The organism is Microbacterium meiriae (assembly GCF_040702565.1).
GTDB classification, from domain to species: Bacteria; Actinomycetota; Actinomycetes; order Actinomycetales; family Microbacteriaceae; genus Microbacterium; species Microbacterium meiriae.
On the sequence record NZ_JBFBLJ010000001.1, the window covers coordinates 1313114 to 1326758 of the forward strand.

Annotated in this window: 17 protein-coding genes; 4 read left to right on the forward strand and 13 right to left on the reverse strand. The window is 69.6% G+C overall.

The features are described 5' to 3' along the window. Window positions 1-46 precede the first annotated feature (46 nt). Both AB0310_RS06360 and AB0310_RS06365 read left to right on the forward strand, forming a co-directional pair. Window positions 47-1252, forward strand: a complete 1206-nt coding sequence (locus AB0310_RS06360) for a DUF3500 domain-containing protein (protein WP_280565561.1) — start codon at window positions 47-49, stop codon at window positions 1250-1252. Window positions 1253-1351: 99 nt separating this feature from the next. Then, window positions 1352-1531: a hypothetical protein gene (locus AB0310_RS06365; RefSeq protein ID WP_187661693.1), complete on the forward strand. Its 180-nt coding sequence runs from the start codon at window positions 1352-1354 to the stop codon at window positions 1529-1531. Between the two features lie 57 nt (window positions 1532-1588). Here the strand turns inward: AB0310_RS06365 and AB0310_RS06370 are convergent, their stop codons facing one another. From AB0310_RS06370 to rplU, 11 genes are all read right to left on the reverse strand, one after another. After that, window positions 1589-1846 carry a hypothetical protein gene (locus tag AB0310_RS06370; protein ID WP_231919629.1) on the reverse strand — a complete coding sequence of 86 codons (258 nt, stop codon included), beginning with the start codon at window positions 1844-1846 and terminating at the stop codon, window positions 1589-1591. 136 nt (window positions 1847-1982) lie between these two features. Then, window positions 1983-2672, reverse strand: coding sequence for an SDR family oxidoreductase (locus AB0310_RS06375; protein ID WP_280565565.1), 690 nt, complete (start codon window positions 2670-2672; stop codon window positions 1983-1985). A gap of 1 nt (window position 2673) precedes the next feature. Continuing rightward, complete coding sequence (rsfS, locus tag AB0310_RS06380; RefSeq protein WP_187661695.1) at window positions 2674-3054, reverse strand: ribosome silencing factor; 381 nt, start codon at window positions 3052-3054, stop codon at window positions 2674-2676. Then, window positions 3054-4133 carry a hypothetical protein gene (locus tag AB0310_RS06385; protein ID WP_366236814.1) on the reverse strand — a complete coding sequence of 360 codons (1080 nt, stop codon included), beginning with the start codon at window positions 4131-4133 and terminating at the stop codon, window positions 3054-3056. Before AB0310_RS06385 ends, rsfS begins: the two co-directional genes overlap by 1 nt. Next, window positions 4130-4732 (reverse strand): nicotinate-nucleotide adenylyltransferase, encoded by a 603-nt coding sequence (gene nadD / locus AB0310_RS06390; protein WP_082749995.1) that lies wholly within the window; start codon window positions 4730-4732, stop codon window positions 4130-4132. The genes AB0310_RS06385 and nadD overlap by 4 nt, the downstream gene beginning before the upstream one ends. Before the next feature lie 6 nt (window positions 4733-4738). Beyond that, the gene (locus AB0310_RS06395) at window positions 4739-4960 is read right to left on the reverse strand and encodes a hypothetical protein (RefSeq protein WP_187661697.1); all 222 of its coding nucleotides are present in this window, start codon (window positions 4958-4960) and stop codon (window positions 4739-4741) included. A 67-nt stretch (window positions 4961-5027) separates the two neighbouring features. Continuing rightward, window positions 5028-6281, reverse strand: a complete 1254-nt coding sequence (locus tag AB0310_RS06400; protein WP_366236815.1) for a glutamate-5-semialdehyde dehydrogenase — start codon at window positions 6279-6281, stop codon at window positions 5028-5030. Between the two features lie 9 nt (window positions 6282-6290). Beyond that, the gene (gene proB, locus AB0310_RS06405; protein ID WP_187661699.1) at window positions 6291-7076 is read right to left on the reverse strand and encodes a glutamate 5-kinase; all 786 of its coding nucleotides are present in this window, start codon (window positions 7074-7076) and stop codon (window positions 6291-6293) included. Further along, window positions 7073-8572, reverse strand: a complete 1500-nt coding sequence (gene obgE, locus AB0310_RS06410) for a GTPase ObgE (RefSeq protein WP_280565574.1) — start codon at window positions 8570-8572, stop codon at window positions 7073-7075. Before obgE ends, proB begins: the two co-directional genes overlap by 4 nt. 99 nt (window positions 8573-8671) lie before the next feature. Continuing rightward, window positions 8672-8929, reverse strand: a complete 258-nt coding sequence (gene rpmA / locus AB0310_RS06415; protein WP_025104972.1) for a 50S ribosomal protein L27 — start codon at window positions 8927-8929, stop codon at window positions 8672-8674. 18 nt (window positions 8930-8947) lie between these two features. After that, the gene (rplU, locus tag AB0310_RS06420) at window positions 8948-9256 is read right to left on the reverse strand and encodes a 50S ribosomal protein L21 (RefSeq protein WP_187661701.1); all 309 of its coding nucleotides are present in this window, start codon (window positions 9254-9256) and stop codon (window positions 8948-8950) included. 213 nt (window positions 9257-9469) lie between these two features. Here rplU and AB0310_RS06425 point away from each other — a divergent pair, with 213 nt between their 5' ends. Next, window positions 9470-9739, forward strand: a complete 270-nt coding sequence (locus AB0310_RS06425) for a DUF4031 domain-containing protein (RefSeq protein WP_187661702.1) — start codon at window positions 9470-9472, stop codon at window positions 9737-9739. Here the strand turns inward: AB0310_RS06425 and AB0310_RS06430 are convergent. After that, a complete protein-coding gene (locus AB0310_RS06430) occupies window positions 9701-12268 on the reverse strand; it encodes an Rne/Rng family ribonuclease (RefSeq protein ID WP_292798160.1) in 2568 nt (855 codons plus the stop codon). The genes AB0310_RS06425 and AB0310_RS06430 overlap by 39 nt on opposite strands. Before the next feature lie 281 nt (window positions 12269-12549). Between AB0310_RS06430 and AB0310_RS06435 the strand changes: the two genes are divergently transcribed. After that, the gene (locus AB0310_RS06435) at window positions 12550-13161 is read left to right on the forward strand and encodes a vitamin K epoxide reductase family protein (protein WP_366236816.1); all 612 of its coding nucleotides are present in this window, start codon (window positions 12550-12552) and stop codon (window positions 13159-13161) included. 67 nt (window positions 13162-13228) lie between these two features. Here AB0310_RS06435 and ndk read toward each other — a convergent pair whose 3' ends face one another. Next, on the reverse strand, window positions 13229-13645 hold the full coding sequence (ndk, locus tag AB0310_RS06440; RefSeq protein WP_071329548.1) for a nucleoside-diphosphate kinase: 417 nt from the start codon (window positions 13643-13645) through the stop codon (window positions 13229-13231).

Below are 13645 nucleotides of genomic sequence, written 5' to 3' on the forward strand. Positions count from 1 at the left end.
GACGGCGCAAAGGAACCCCATCGATCACCTTCCTAGCGTGGTGGGCATGAACACGACTCCCTCTCCCGTCACGAAACGCCTCGCCTGGCTCTCCGGCCTCGTCCTCGCGGGCGGCCTCGTCTTGAGCGGCTGCGCGGCAGCCACGACCGCCGAACCGACGATCTCCGCGTCATCCTCCGCCGCGACCTCAACGGCGGCGTCGACGGACGCCGGGTCGACCGCGGAGACGATCGCCGACACGTCCGCCGCCGCTGCGGCCTTCCTCGCCACGCTGAGCGACGAGCAGAAGAAGGCCGTGTCGTACGACTTCGACGACGAGACGAAGACGACGTCGTGGTCGAACTTCCCGGTGACCTTCGTGCAGAGAGCGGGTCTGAACCTCGCCGACCTGACGGAGGAGCAGCGGACCGCGGCCCTCGCCGTGATGGAGTCTCTCCTCAGCGACGAGGCCTACGCGACCGTCACCGGGATCATGGGCGGCGACGAGTACCTCGCCGAGAACAGCAGCAGTACCGAGGATTCCCTCGGCCAGTACTACATCGCCTTCTTCGGTGATCCCACGGCGACCGACAGCGCCTTCGAGGTGCAGTTCGGCGGACACCACCTCGGCATCAACGCCACGCTGGACGGCGACGCCGACGCGATCACCTTCGCTCCCACGCACCTCGGGGTCCAACCCGCTGTCTACACCGACGAGGACGGCGAGGAGGTGCAGCCGTTCGAGGGGATCTACACGGACGCGTTCGCGTTCTTCGACAGCCTCACCGCCGACCAGCAGGCCACGTTGACCTCCGGCGATGTGAGCATGTGCGCACCGGGCGACACCTGCGACTTCGCCACCGGAGCCGGGCTGTCGGGGGCCGACCTCTCCGACGAGCAGCGGGATCTCCTTCTCCAGCTCATCGCCAACTGGGCCGGGATGAGCGACGAGGAGACCACCGCCGCAGCGCTGGCGGAGATCGACGAGACCCTGGACGACACCGTCATCGCCTGGTCCGGGGCGACGGTGTACGACATGACCACCGGGAACGGCATCGACTTCTCCATCTCCGGGCCGAACGTCTACATCGCCTTCCAGGCACAGCAGGGCTCGGCCGGCGCCGACGTCGACGGTGTGACGACATCGGGCTGGGGACATGTGCACACCATCTACCGCGATCCGACGAACGACTACGCCAACAGTGTCACCCAGCAAGCCTCTGCCGGGATGAGCGGCGGTCCCGGGGGCGGGAGCACTCCCCCCGCATCCTGACGCCCGACGCCCGTACCCGTCCAAGCCGCCACCCGTCAACGGCCTCCTCCACCATCGCGTACACGCGTAGACAGAGGGCATCCGACGAAAGGAGACGACATGTCCAACACGACTCCCCCGATCCCGCCCCTCCCGCCGATCGCGGACGGGGATGGGGACGCCGAAGAGCTCCCCACGCGTGAAGTCGACGGCGAAGAGGTGCTCGACGAGGATGCGGACGACGCCCAGATCGACAGCGCAGAGGCCGACCGCGCCGCTGTCATCGGCGACGACGACTGACCGGGACAGGAGAAAGGGCACCCCTCCTCGCGGAGGGGTGCCCTTTCTCGTGCGGGTTCAGGTGGCCAGCAGGGGCGGGCGAGACGGGATCGCGATGGGGCGCGTGGCTCGGCTCGCGCCCTGCATCCGCTCGACCTCCTCCAGTACCTCGAACGCGGTGCCATACCGGATGGCGAGCGGAAGATCACGCAGCCACGTCACCTCGACCTCGGTGTCCGCGAGCTCGTACACGCAGGCGACGACATGGCGCGGATCGTTCTGGGGATAGCGCAGGTCGTTGATCACCCACTCCGACGGCGTGATGCGGTGAAGCACGAAACGGGGATCAGGAACTTCTGACATCAGTCGGCCCTCCAGGACTCTCTGATGACGAGCCTCCGATACCCCGCCGGGGAAGGGAAGGGCCTTGACACCCTCGTGATGAGGTGCAGGAGAATGGTCAGATCGGCGTTCAGCCCTGGGGCCGCACCGTGAGATCCGTGAGGTGCGCATCCCGCGGGAGATCGAGAGCGGCGAGGATCGTCGTCGCCACGGCGTCCGGCGTGATGAACCGCGCGGCGTCGTACTCCTGCCCTTCCTGCCGGTGCACGCGCTCCTGCATCGGCGTCGCGGTGCGTCCCGGATAGACCGAGGTCACGCGCACACCGTGCTCGGCCTCCTCCTGCCGAAGCGCATCCGCGAGGGCCCGCAGACCGTGCTTCGAGGCCGCGTAGGCCGACCACCCCGGGCTCGCCCGCAGCCCGGCTCCGGAGTTCACGAACACGACGTGCCCGCGCGAGACGCGCAGGACGGGGAGCAGGAGCCGGGTGAGCTCCGCCGGGGCGACGAGGTTGACCGCGAGCTGCTGTTCCCAGAGCGCCGGGGTGAGGTCCCCCACCGATCCGAGGTCCACGACCCCTGCCGCGTGCACCAGGGAATCGATGCGATCGGGAAGGCTCTGCTTCGACAGGGCCCACGAGAGGCGGCCGGGCTGCGCGAGGTCACCGACCAGCGTCGAGACCCCGGGGAGCTCGTCGGCGATCTGCCTGGCCCGTCCCGCGTCGCGCGCGAGCACCACGACGTCGTCGCCGCGCTCCACGAGTCGCCGCGCGAGGACGGCGCCGATGCCGGAGCCCGCACCGGTCAGCAGGTGCGTGGCCATGTCAGCGGTTGTCGGCCGGGGTCTCGGCGACCTCGAGGGGGATCACCGGGCAGTCCTTCCACAGGCGCTCCAGGCCGTAGTAGACCCGCTCCTCCTGGTGGAAGACGTGGACGATGAGGTCGCCGAAGTCCAGCAGCACCCAGCGCGCCTCGGCGCGCCCCTCCCGGCGCACGCGCTTGTGCCCGGACTCGACGAGACGGTCCTCGATCTCATCGGCGATGGCGGCGACGTTCCGCTCGCTGTTACCGGTCACGAGCAGGAAGATGTCCACGAGCGGCAGCGGCTCGGAGACGTTCAGCGCGACGAGGTCCTCACCACCCTTGGCCACGGCGGCTTCGGCGGCGATGCGCAGCATCTCTTCGGCGGTTTCGGGTGATTGCATCAGAAGACGTTTCCTGTGAAGGCGATGACCAGGGCAGTGCCCAGGCCCAGCGCGAGGGCGCCCGCGACGATGGCGGCGATCAGCATGAGCCGGTTGCCCTTCTCAGGGGCCGGCGGACGGATCACCTCGCCGGCGGGCTTGATGGTGCTGACCGCGGAGCTCGCGGCGATGGGGGTGGGCGAGGACGCCGGAGGGAGCTCACCGTCGATGAGCACCGCGTCGACCTCCTTGCCGTCCGTGGTGCCGTGGGCGTGGCCCTGCGAGCCGAGGCCCTTCGGCAGCTCGTACGACCCCGTGACGAGGATCTCTCCGGTGGAGGCGACCGGCCCGGAGAGGGAGCCCTCGCCGGGAGACGGCGTGAAGATCAGCGCATTGGGCGCCGAGTGCTGGGTGCCGCCGGAGTCGTTCGACGTGAGCAGCTCATCGAAGGAGGGGCGGAAAGGCGCCGGCTCGGCAGGAGCCTCCTCCTGCAGCACGCCCTGCCCGAACGTCGGGCTCACGGTCGGGCGCTCAGCCTCGTCGACGTCGCGCTCGTCGAGATCGCCGTCGTCGTCGCTGTCGCTGTCGAGGAGGTCCTCGCCACCCGGGCCGTCCTGCTCGGAGACGCCGAGCACGGCGGAGATGTCCTCGGGCTCGGACTCCGGCGCCTCGACGGGCTCTTCGACGAGCGGCACGTCTCCGACCGTGTCGGCGACGTCGGCCGCGCGGACGGGCTCCGCAGCGACCTCGTCGTCGACGACGTCGTCGTCGGACCCATCGGGCTGTGCCAGCACAGCCTCATCGGTCGTGTCGTCCGCCTCCGCGCCGACGGCCGGGACCGCGGCGGTCTTGATCTTCTCCTGCTCGCGTGCCTGACGCCGCGTCAGCGGCGCGGCGTCAGGATCGACGGACGTGTCAGCGACAGGCGCCGAGGGAAGGATGACGGGCTCGGCGGCACGAGGCAGCGGCGGTGCGGGCGTCGCGGCCTCCGCCGCGGCGGCGCTCGCCTGCTCCTCGCTGATGATCGGGGTGGATCCCGTCAACCGGATCTCCCGCAGCTGCTTCCGCGTCAGCGGACCTCGCTGATCCGATGTGCTCATGCCTTGCTCCGATACAGATGATGCTTCGCGATGTACTGGACGACCCCGTCGGGGACGAGGTACCAGACCGGTTGATCGTCACGGACGCGGTCACGACAGTCCGTCGACGAGATCGACAGCGCCGGCACCTCGAGCTGGCTGACGTCGTCGCTCGGGAGGCCGTCGATGCTCAGAACGTGTCCTGGGCGGGAGACCGCGACGAAGTGGGCCAGCTCCCACAGTTCATCATGGTCTCTCCAACTGAGAATTTGCGCCACGGCGTCCGCGCCGCTGATGAAGAACAGCTCGGCGTCCGGCCGCTGCTCCTTGAGGTCGCGGAGGGTGTCGATCGTGTACGTCGGTCCCGCGCGGTCGATGTCCACCCGACTCACCGTGAACTGCGGATTGGACGCCGTCGCGATCACGGTCATCAGATAGCGGTGCTCGCTGGGCGTGACGTCGGCCTTCTGCCACGGACGACCCGTCGGGACGAACACCACCTCGTCGAGATCGAACGAGTGCGCGACCTCGCTGGCGGCGACCAGGTGGCCGTGGTGGATCGGATCGAAGGTTCCGCCCATCACGCCGATGCGCGGTGCGCGCGTGGTCGCGGTGCTCATGAGGGCCTAGTGGCCGTGTCCCGCCTCGTGGTCCTTGCCGTGCTTCGCCGCCCAGGCTTCTGCCTTGGCGGAGTGGCGGTTCGCGACGTTCTTGTACGACAGCGTCACGAAGCCGAGAGCGGCGAACACGATCGCGGCGATGACTCCGAAGATCAGGGTCTCGAGAGCCACGTTGCCGTGGTGCTCGGTCTCTGCGGCGGCCATCGCGATCTGTGCGACGAGGTTCATCCTGACTCCGTTCGTGGCGTGCTGTCTCGGGGGTCCTGTAGGGATACAGCGTCCCCCAGTCTAGCCCTCAGCCGCGCGTCTGACCCGCCCCACGCGCGAGCCACTTCGTACTGGTCAGCTCGGAGAGCCCCATCGGACCGCGCGTGTGCAGCTTCTGCGTCGAGATCCCGACCTCGGCACCGAAGCCGAACTCGGCCCCGTCGGTGAACCGAGTGGACGCGTTCGCCATCACCACCGCCGAATCCACCTCGGCCAGGAACCGCTCCGCGCTGCGGGAATCGGTGGTGACGATGGATTCCGTGTGCCCCGTGCTGTAGCGACGGATGTGATCGAGCGCGTCGTCGAGGCTGTCGACGACCTTCATAGCGACGTCCAGGCTCAGGTACTCCGTCGCCCAGTCCTCCTCCGTGGCCGGGATGATGTTCGCCACGAGCCCGGCGACCACGTCGTCGCCGTGGATCGCCACCCCCTCGCTCATGAGGGCGCTCGCGACGAGCGGGATCAGGCGCGGCGCCGCCTGCCGGTGGACGAGAATCGTCTCGACCGCATTGCACACGCTGGGGCGCTGCACCTTGGCGTTCACGACGATGTCGCAGGCCCAGTCGTCGGGGGCGCTCTCGTCGAGCAGGATGTGCACGTTCCCGGCGCCCGTCTCGATGACGGGCACGGTCGACTCGGTCACCACCGTCTCGATGAGCCCGGCGCTGCCGCGCGGGACGAGCACGTCGATGAAGCCGCGGCCGTGCATGAGCGCCTTCGCCCCGTCGCGCCCGAAGTCGTCCACGGTCTGGATCGCCTCGGGCGTCACCCCGGCGTCGCCGAGGGCGGAACGCATGACGTCGACGAGCACGGTGTTGGAATGGAGCGCCGCACTGCCTCCCCGCAGGACGACCGCATTCCCCGAACGCAGCGCGAGGGCGGCGATGTCGACCGTGACGTTGGGACGCGCCTCGTAGATCGCCCCGACCACCCCGAAGGGGACGCGCACCTGCTCCAGAGCCACGCCGTTCGGCATGCGGTGTCCGCCGACCACACGACCCACCGGATCGGGCAGGGCCGCCACGTCGCGGACGGCCGCGGCGAGGGCGGAGACCCGCTTCTCGTCGAGGCGGAGGCGGTCGATGAGCGACTCGCCGATGCCGTCGTCCCGACCGCGCGCGACGTCACGCTGATTGGCCTCGATGATGCGGGCGGCGTTCTCCTCGAGGGCGACGGCGATGGCGTCGAGCGCCCGTGCCTTGTCGTCGCTCGTGAGGGCGGCGGTCGTCCGCGAGGCCTCCTTGGCCCGCTCCAGGCGCGTCTGAGGGGTGAGGTCGGTCATCCGCCCAGTCTAGGAGGTGGCGGGCTCGAACCAGGTCCCGATGTCGGCGCCTGCAAGGGCCTGCGCCACGAGGTCGGCGCTGGTGACCAGCACCCCGATGCCCGAGGCCGCCGCGAGTCGGGCAGCGGAGACCTTCGTGGCCGCTCCCCCGGTGCCGACGCTGTTGACCACGGTCGCACCGAACTCCAGCCCGGAGAGGTCCGCATCGGGGGCGACGACGTCGATGGGTTCGGCGCCGGGGTCGCTCGGAGGCCGCGTGTAGAGGGACTCGATGTCGCTGAGCAGGACGAGGGCGTCCGCCTCGATGAGCTGGGCCACGAGGGCGCCGAGCCGGTCGTTGTCGCCGAAGCGGATCTCCTGTGTCGCGACCGTGTCGTTCTCGTTCACGATCGGCAGCGTGCGCAGCCCCAGGAGGCGCTCCATGGCCCGCCGCGCGTTCGAGCGCGACGTCGGGTTCTCGAGGTCTCCGGTCGTGAGCAGCACCTGGCCGGCGACGATGTCGAAGGGGCGCAGAGCCTCCTGATACCGGTAGACGAGGATGTTCTGGCCGACCGCGGCCGCGGCCTGCTGCGTGGCGAGATCGGTGGGCCGCGCATCCAGACGGAGGAACGGGATGCCGGAGGCGATCGCTCCCGACGACACGAGCACGACCTCGGCCCCGCGGGCGTGCGCCGCCGCCAGCGCCTCGACGATCACCGGGATGCGCCAGGACGACTCGCCGCTGATGGACGACGAGCCCACCTTCACGACGATCCGCGTCGCCGTCGCGAGATCGGCGCGCGTGCGTGCGGTCACGCCTCGTCCTCGCGGTACGTCGCGAGGCGCTCCGCCTCCAACTCCGCGCGCGCCTGCGCCTTGGCGTCCATGCGCTCGTAGTACTTCTCGCGACGCTCGGACGTGGTCCGGCGGGCGTTCGGAGCCAGACGCGGGTCGGTGCCGCGGGGCGCCGACATGAGCTCGGCGGCGGAGCTCATCGTGGGCTCCCAGTCGAAGACGATGCTGTCGCCCTCGCCGATGACGACGGTCGAACCCTGGACGGCGCCGAGGCGGAAGAGCTCGTCCTCGACGCCCAGCTTCTCCAGACGGTCGGCGAGGTAGCCCACGGCCTCCTCGTTCTGGAAGTCGGTCTGCTGCACCCAGCGCACCGGCTTCTCACCGAGGATGCGGTAGACGTTGCCGTACGTGCCGCCCTCGACGCGGATCGTGAACGGCTTCACGGAGCCCTTCGGGCGGATGACGACGCGCTCGCGCGGGGCCTCGACCGCGGTCTCCTTGCGGTGCTTCTCGACGAGCTCCCCGAGGGCGAGGGTGAGCGGGCGCAGCCCCTCGTGCGAGACTGTGGAGATCTCGAAGACCCGGAATCCGCGGGCCTCCAGATCAGGACGCACGAGATCGGCGAGGTCACGGGCCTCCGGCACGTCGACCTTGTTCAGCGCCACGAACTGCGGGCGCTCCAGCAGGGGCGTCTGCCCCTCCGGCACCTCGTACGCGGCGAGCTCGGCGAGGATGACCTCGAGGTCGGAGATCGGGTCACGGTTCGGCTCCAGCGTCGCGCAGTCGAGCACGTGCAGCAGCGCGGAGCAGCGCTCCACGTGCCGCAGGAACTCGAGTCCGAGGCCGCGGCCCTCGCTCGCGCCCTCGATGAGGCCCGGCACGTCGGCGACGGTGTAGCGGAAGTCCTCCACCTGGACGACGCCGAGGTTCGGGTGCAGCGTCGTGAACGGGTAGTCGGCGATCTTCGGCCGCGCGGCCGAGATCGCGCCGATGAGGCTCGACTTCCCGGCGGACGGGTAGCCGACGAGCGCCACGTCCGCGACCGTCTTGAGCTCGAGGACGACATCGCCCTCGAAGCCGGGGGTGCCGAGCAGGGCGAAGCCGGGAGCCTTGCGCTTCGGAGTCGCCAGGGCCGCATTGCCCAGGCCGCCCTGGCCGCCCGCCGCCACGACGAAGCGCTCACCGGGCTCGATCATGTCGATCAGGACGTCGCCGCTCGGGCTCTTGACCACGGTGCCGACCGGGACGGGCAGCTCCAGTGTCTCGCCGTCGAAACCGGAGCGGTGGTCCCCCATGCCCGGTCCGCCGTTGCCAGAGGACCGGTGCGGCGAGTGGTGGTACGACAGCAGCGTGCCGGTCTGCGTGTCGGCGACGAGCACGATGTCGCCGCCGTCGCCGCCGTTGCCGCCGTCGGGGCCACCGAGGGGCTTGAACTTCTCGCGGTGCACCGAGACGCAGCCGTTGCCGCCCTTGCCTGCACGCAGGTGCAGTGTGACGGTGTCGACGAACGTGACCATGTGCGAGTCCTTCGGTGTGCTCGGGGTGCCTGACGGCAGATACGCGGACGGGGCGAGCCGAAGCCCGCCCCGAACCGGATGTTTAGCGTGGTGCTGTGATCACTCAGCAGCGGCGACGATGTTGACGACCTTGCGGCCGCCCTTCGCGCCGAACTCGACCGCACCGGCGGCCAGAGCGAACAGCGTGTCGTCGCCACCACGGCCGACGTTGGCGCCGGGGTGGAAGTGCGTGCCGCGCTGGCGGACGATGATCTCGCCGGCGAGGACCTGCTGACCGCCGAAGCGCTTCACGCCGAGGCGCTGTGCGTTGGAGTCACGACCGTTACGGGTGGAGCTTGCGCCCTTTTTGTGTGCCATGTCCTGGTCTCCTCGGTCTTACTTGATGCCGGTGATCTTGACGCGCGTGAGCTCCTGGCGGTGGCCCTGACGCTTCTTGTAGCCGGTCTTGTTCTTGTACTTCTGGATGACGATCTTCGGGCCGCGGAGGTTGCCGACGACCTCAGCCGTGACGGTGACCTTCGCCAGCGCGTCGGCGTCGGTGGTCACCGTGGAGCCATCGACGAGCAGCACGGCGGGCAGCTGGATCTCGTCGCCCTGGGCAGCCTGAACACGGTCGAGCTGAACGATGGTGCCGACCTCGACCTTCTCCTGCCGGCCACCGGCGCGCACTACTGCGTAAACCACTTCATACCTGTTTCGTTGGGGAGCACGCGGCTCCGAGAATCTCACGGGAAGACTGTTGCTTGCATGCGTCGCTGGTACGACGGGCGCGAATGCAAGACTCTCCGCTTCGGCCGTCGAGGACGACGCGGCATGCGCACCAAGGGACTACTTTACCGGATGCCGGCTGACCTCGCAAAGTGAGCCGGGTGACGGGGCCGGTCGTAGGCTGACGGAGTGACCGTACTCGTCGACGACCCCCGCTGGCCCGCCCATGGACGCCTGTGGGCGCACCTGGTCAGCGACGACAACCTCGACGAGCTGCACGCCTTCGCGCGCGCCCACGGGATCCCCGCCCGGGCCTTCGACCTCGACCACTACGACGTCCCCGAGGACGCCGTCCCCCGGCTCATCGCCGGTGGTGCGCAGCACGTCCCCGGCAAGGAGCTGGTCCGGCGCCTGATCTCCTCAGGCCTCCGGGTCCGCGGACGCGACCGGCGGCACTGACGCCTCCGAGTTCACCGACACCGGCGTACCGGAGAGGGCGGCGGTGGTGACCCGGCGCCGTCCACGACCCTGGCCGGGCGCCTTGGGCTCCGGAAGCGCATCCAGCACCGAGTCGAGCAGCTCCTCGGTGGGCGTCTTCGGCCCCTTCCGGTCACCGCGCTTCTTCCGGGCCTTCTTCGGGCGCTCGGAGGCGGGGACGGGCGCGGACTCGGCCGCCGGTGCCTCGGCGGCCGGTTCGCCGGACGGCACGATCGTGGAGGCGGCGATCTGCGCGAGGGCCGACTTCGCCCCCTCGGTGATGCTGTGGGTCACCGGCGGCGCGGCAGGTGCGGAGTTGTTGTTGCCACCGCCGTTGCCGTTGTTGCTGCCGCCGTTCCCGCGCTGACGGCGTCCGCCGTTGCCGTTACCGCCGTTGTTGCCGTTGTTGCTGCCGTTCGCACGGTGCTTCACGACCGGGTCGTGGTGCACGATCACGCCGCGACCGGCACAGACCTCGCACGCCTCACTGAAGGTCTCCAGCAGCCCGAGACCGAGCTTCTTGCGTGTCATCTGCACGAGACCGAGCGAGGTGACCTCGGCCACCTGGTGCTTCGTGCGGTCGCGGCTCAGGCACTCGATGAGTCGGCGCAGCACGAGGTCGCGGTTGGACTCCAGCACCATGTCGATGAAGTCGACCACGATGATGCCGCCGATGTCGCGCAGACGCAGCTGGCGGACGATCTCCTCGGCGGCCTCGAGGTTGTTCTTCGTGACCGTCTCCTCGAGGTTGCCACCGGAGCCGACGAACTTGCCGGTGTTGACGTCGACGACCGTCATGGCCTCGGTGCGGTCGATCACGAGCGAACCGCCGGAGGGCAGCCAGACCTTGCGGTCCAGTGCCTTCTCGATCTGCTCCGTGATGCGGAACGCGTCGAACGGATCGACGTCGTCCTCGTACGCCTCGACACGCTCGAGCAGGTCGGGGGCGACGCTCTCCAGGTACGCCCGGATGGTGCGCTGCGACTCCTCGCCCTGGATGAGCATCTTCGTGAAGTCCTCGTTGAAGACGTCACGGACGATCTTCACGAGCAAATCGGGCTCGGCGTGCAGGAGCGCCGGAGCCTGCTGGCTCTCGACCTGCTTCTGGATGTGCTCCCACTGGGAGGTGAGGCGCTGCACGTCGCGGGTCAGCTGATCCTCGGTCGCCCCCTCCGCGGCCGTTCGCACGATCACGCCGGACGACTCGGGCAGCACCTCCTTGAGGATGCGCTTGAGGCGGGCGCGCTCGTTGTCGGGCAGCTTGCGGCTGATGCCGTTCATGGAACCGCCGGGCACGTACACCAGGTAGCGGCCGGGCAGCGAGATCTGGCTCGTGAGGCGGGCACCCTTGTGACCCACCGGGTCCTTCGTGACCTGGACGAGCACGCGATCGCCCGGCTTCAGAGCGAGCTCGATGCGGCGGGGCTGGTTGCCGGTCTCGACGCCGTCCCAGTCCACCTCGCCCGAGTAGAGCACGGCGTTCCGGCCGCGGCCGATGTCGACGAACGCGGCCTCCATGCTGGGAAGCACGTTCTGCACGCGACCGAGGTAGACGTTGCCGATCAGCGAGGCGTCCTGGTTGCGGGCGACGTAGTGCTCCACGAGCACGCCGTCCTCCAGCACACCGATCTGCGTGCGGCCGTTCTTGGAGCGCACGACCATCTTGCGGTCGACCGACTCGCGGCGCGCGAGGAACTCGGCCTCGGTCACGACCGGACGACGACGGCCGGCGTCACGTCCGTCACGACGGCGCTGCTTCTTGGCCTCGAGGCGCGTCGAGCCCTTGATGGCCTTCGGCTCGGTGATGTACTCGACGACCCGCTGACGCTGCCGCGGCTCTTCCCGCTGCTCGTCGCCCTCGGATCCGCCGCGGCGCCGACGACCGCGGCGACCGGCACCGGGCTCGTCCTGGTCGCGCTCCGGCGCACGGTCGTCACGACCGGGGCGCGCGGGCAGCGGAACGACCTCCGGCGCGTAGAAGTGCAGCTGCGTCGACACCTGCGACACGAACACCTCGGGCAGCAGACCGAGCGACACGGCGGTGACGGCCGCGGGCTTCTCAGGCTCGGCGGGGGTCTTGTCCGCAGGCGCCGCCTCAGCGGAAGCCACGTCCGCGGGGCCTTCGTCCGCGGGAGTTTCCTCGGCGGGAGCCTCCTCCGCGGCAGCCTCCTCGGCAGGGGCCGGCTCAACGGGTCCCTGCTCCGCAGGGGCCTCCTCGACCTGAGCCGCCGCGTCGATCGCGTCTGCGGCGGCCTCGTCTGCGGCAGCGGCGTCCTCGACAGCGGCCGCAGCCGCATCGTCCGCCGCCGCAGCGGCGTCATCGGCCGCCGCGTTCTCGGCAGCGCGGTCGTCCGCCGCGGCCTCCGCCGCCGCGTCGTCCGCGTCCTCCTGATCCCGCGAGGTATCCTCCGACTCCTCCGCGGCGAGAGCGGTGGGCGCCGTCAGCGGCTCCGCGGCGTCAGCCGGGGCGTCGAGGGCGGGGGCGTTGTTGTCATTGTTCTCATCGGCCATCTCTGGCGTGCTCCCTGGCACGGTCCACTGCGTGTCCCGTGAAATCTCATGCGGCACCCGCGGGTGCCGCGAACTCAATCGGCCTGCGACCGGCTCATGGCTCTGGTCGCGTGGGGCATGGGCCCCGAAGTCTGCTCGACGCGTGTCGCGGCAACGCCGTTCATCGCATCACAGGTCATTATCGCACCACATCGGTCCGATCGCGGCATCTCTCGGTCCCCGACCGTTTTCTCCGGGCGGTTCTCGCCCTTTCCATAGCCGTCGCTGGGATAATCCTGAGCATGAGCGAGCAGCGCACCCGCCCCGTCGTCTATGCCGTGTGGTTGATCATCGCGAGCGTCATCGGCTGGTACGCCGCCTTCCAGCTCACCGTGGAGAAGTTCGCACTGCTGGAGCACCCGAAGGAAGCGCTCGGCTGCGATCTCAGTCCCTTCATCCAGTGCAGCACCAACCTGCAGTCGTGGCAGGGATCGGTGTTCGGATTCCCGAACCCGATCATCGGCCTCACCGGCTGGATGGCGCCGCTCGTCGTCGGCGTCGCGATCCTCGCCGGGGCGCGATTCCCCCGGTGGTTCTGGGCGGCGTTCGGAGTGGGCATCACCTTCGCGTTCGGCCTCGTGTGCTGGCTGATCGCCCAGAGCCTCTACGACCTCTTCGTGCTGTGCCCCTGGTGCATGGTGACCTGGGCGGTGACGATCCCCACCTTCTTCGCGACCATGGTCCACCTCGCCCGCAACGGCACCTTCCCTGGCAACGCGAAGGTCCGCGCCACGGCGGACAAGCTCATGCCGTGGGTGCCGCTGGCGACCGTGATCGCGTACGCGCTGATCATCTTCCTGGCGCAGCTGCAGGGCCTCGACTTCCTCGGCGAGATGGCGAAGATCCTCTTCTGAGCGCCTCTCCTCGAACGACGAAGCCCGTCCGCCATTCCGGCGGACGGGCTTCGTCGTGAAGATGGGGTCAGTCGAACCAGATGCCCAGCTCTCGGGCCGCCGACTCGGGGCTGTCCGAGCCGTGCACGAGGTTCTGCTGCACCTTGAGGCCCCAGTCGCGACCGAAGTCGCCGCGGATGGTGCCGGGGGCGGCGGTCGTGGGGTCGGTCGTGCCGGCGAGGGAGCGGAACCCTTCGATGACACGGTTGCCCGCGAGGCGGATCGCCACGGAGGGACCGGACATCATGAACTCGAGAAGGGGCTCGTAGAACGGCTTGCCCTCGTGCTCCGCATAGTGAGCGGCGAGGAGGTCGCGGTCGGGCTCGACGAGGCGGATGTCGACGAGCGCGTAGCCCTTCGCCTCGATGCGGGCGAGGATCGTGCCGGTGAGGCCGCGGGCGACACCGTCCGGCTTGACGAGGACGAGGGTTTCTTCGGTGGCCAT

Bases quoted from the DNA above. Each gene is read 5' to 3' on its own strand.
- AB0310_RS06360 (WP_280565561.1), top strand. From the start codon at position 47: ATGAACACGACTCCCTCTCCCGTCACGAAACGCCTCGCCTGGCTCTCC.
- AB0310_RS06365 (WP_187661693.1), top strand. From the start codon at position 1,352: ATGTCCAACACGACTCCCCCGATCCCGCCCCTCCCGCCGATCGCGGAC.
- AB0310_RS06375 (WP_280565565.1), bottom strand. From the start codon at position 2,672: ATGGCCACGCACCTGCTGACCGGTGCGGGCTCCGGCATCGGCGCCGTC.
- rsfS (WP_187661695.1), bottom strand. From the start codon at position 3,054: ATGCAATCACCCGAAACCGCCGAAGAGATGCTGCGCATCGCCGCCGAA.
- AB0310_RS06385 (WP_366236814.1), bottom strand. From the start codon at position 4,133: ATGAGCACATCGGATCAGCGAGGTCCGCTGACGCGGAAGCAGCTGCGG.
- nadD (WP_082749995.1), bottom strand. From the start codon at position 4,732: ATGAGCACCGCGACCACGCGCGCACCGCGCATCGGCGTGATGGGCGGA.
- AB0310_RS06395 (WP_187661697.1), bottom strand. From the start codon at position 4,960: ATGAACCTCGTCGCACAGATCGCGATGGCCGCCGCAGAGACCGAGCAC.
- AB0310_RS06400 (WP_366236815.1), bottom strand. From the start codon at position 6,281: ATGACCGACCTCACCCCTCAGACGCGCCTGGAGCGGGCCAAGGAGGCC.
- obgE (WP_280565574.1), bottom strand. From the start codon at position 8,572: ATGGTCACGTTCGTCGACACCGTCACACTGCACCTGCGTGCAGGCAAG.
- rpmA (WP_025104972.1), bottom strand. From the start codon at position 8,929: ATGGCACACAAAAAGGGCGCAAGCTCCACCCGTAACGGTCGTGACTCC.
- AB0310_RS06430 (WP_292798160.1), bottom strand. From the start codon at position 12,268: ATGGCCGATGAGAACAATGACAACAACGCCCCCGCCCTCGACGCCCCG.
- AB0310_RS06435 (WP_366236816.1), top strand. From the start codon at position 12,550: ATGAGCGAGCAGCGCACCCGCCCCGTCGTCTATGCCGTGTGGTTGATC.
- ndk (WP_071329548.1), bottom strand. From the start codon at position 13,645: ATGGCCACCGAAGAAACCCTCGTCCTCGTCAAGCCGGACGGTGTCGCC.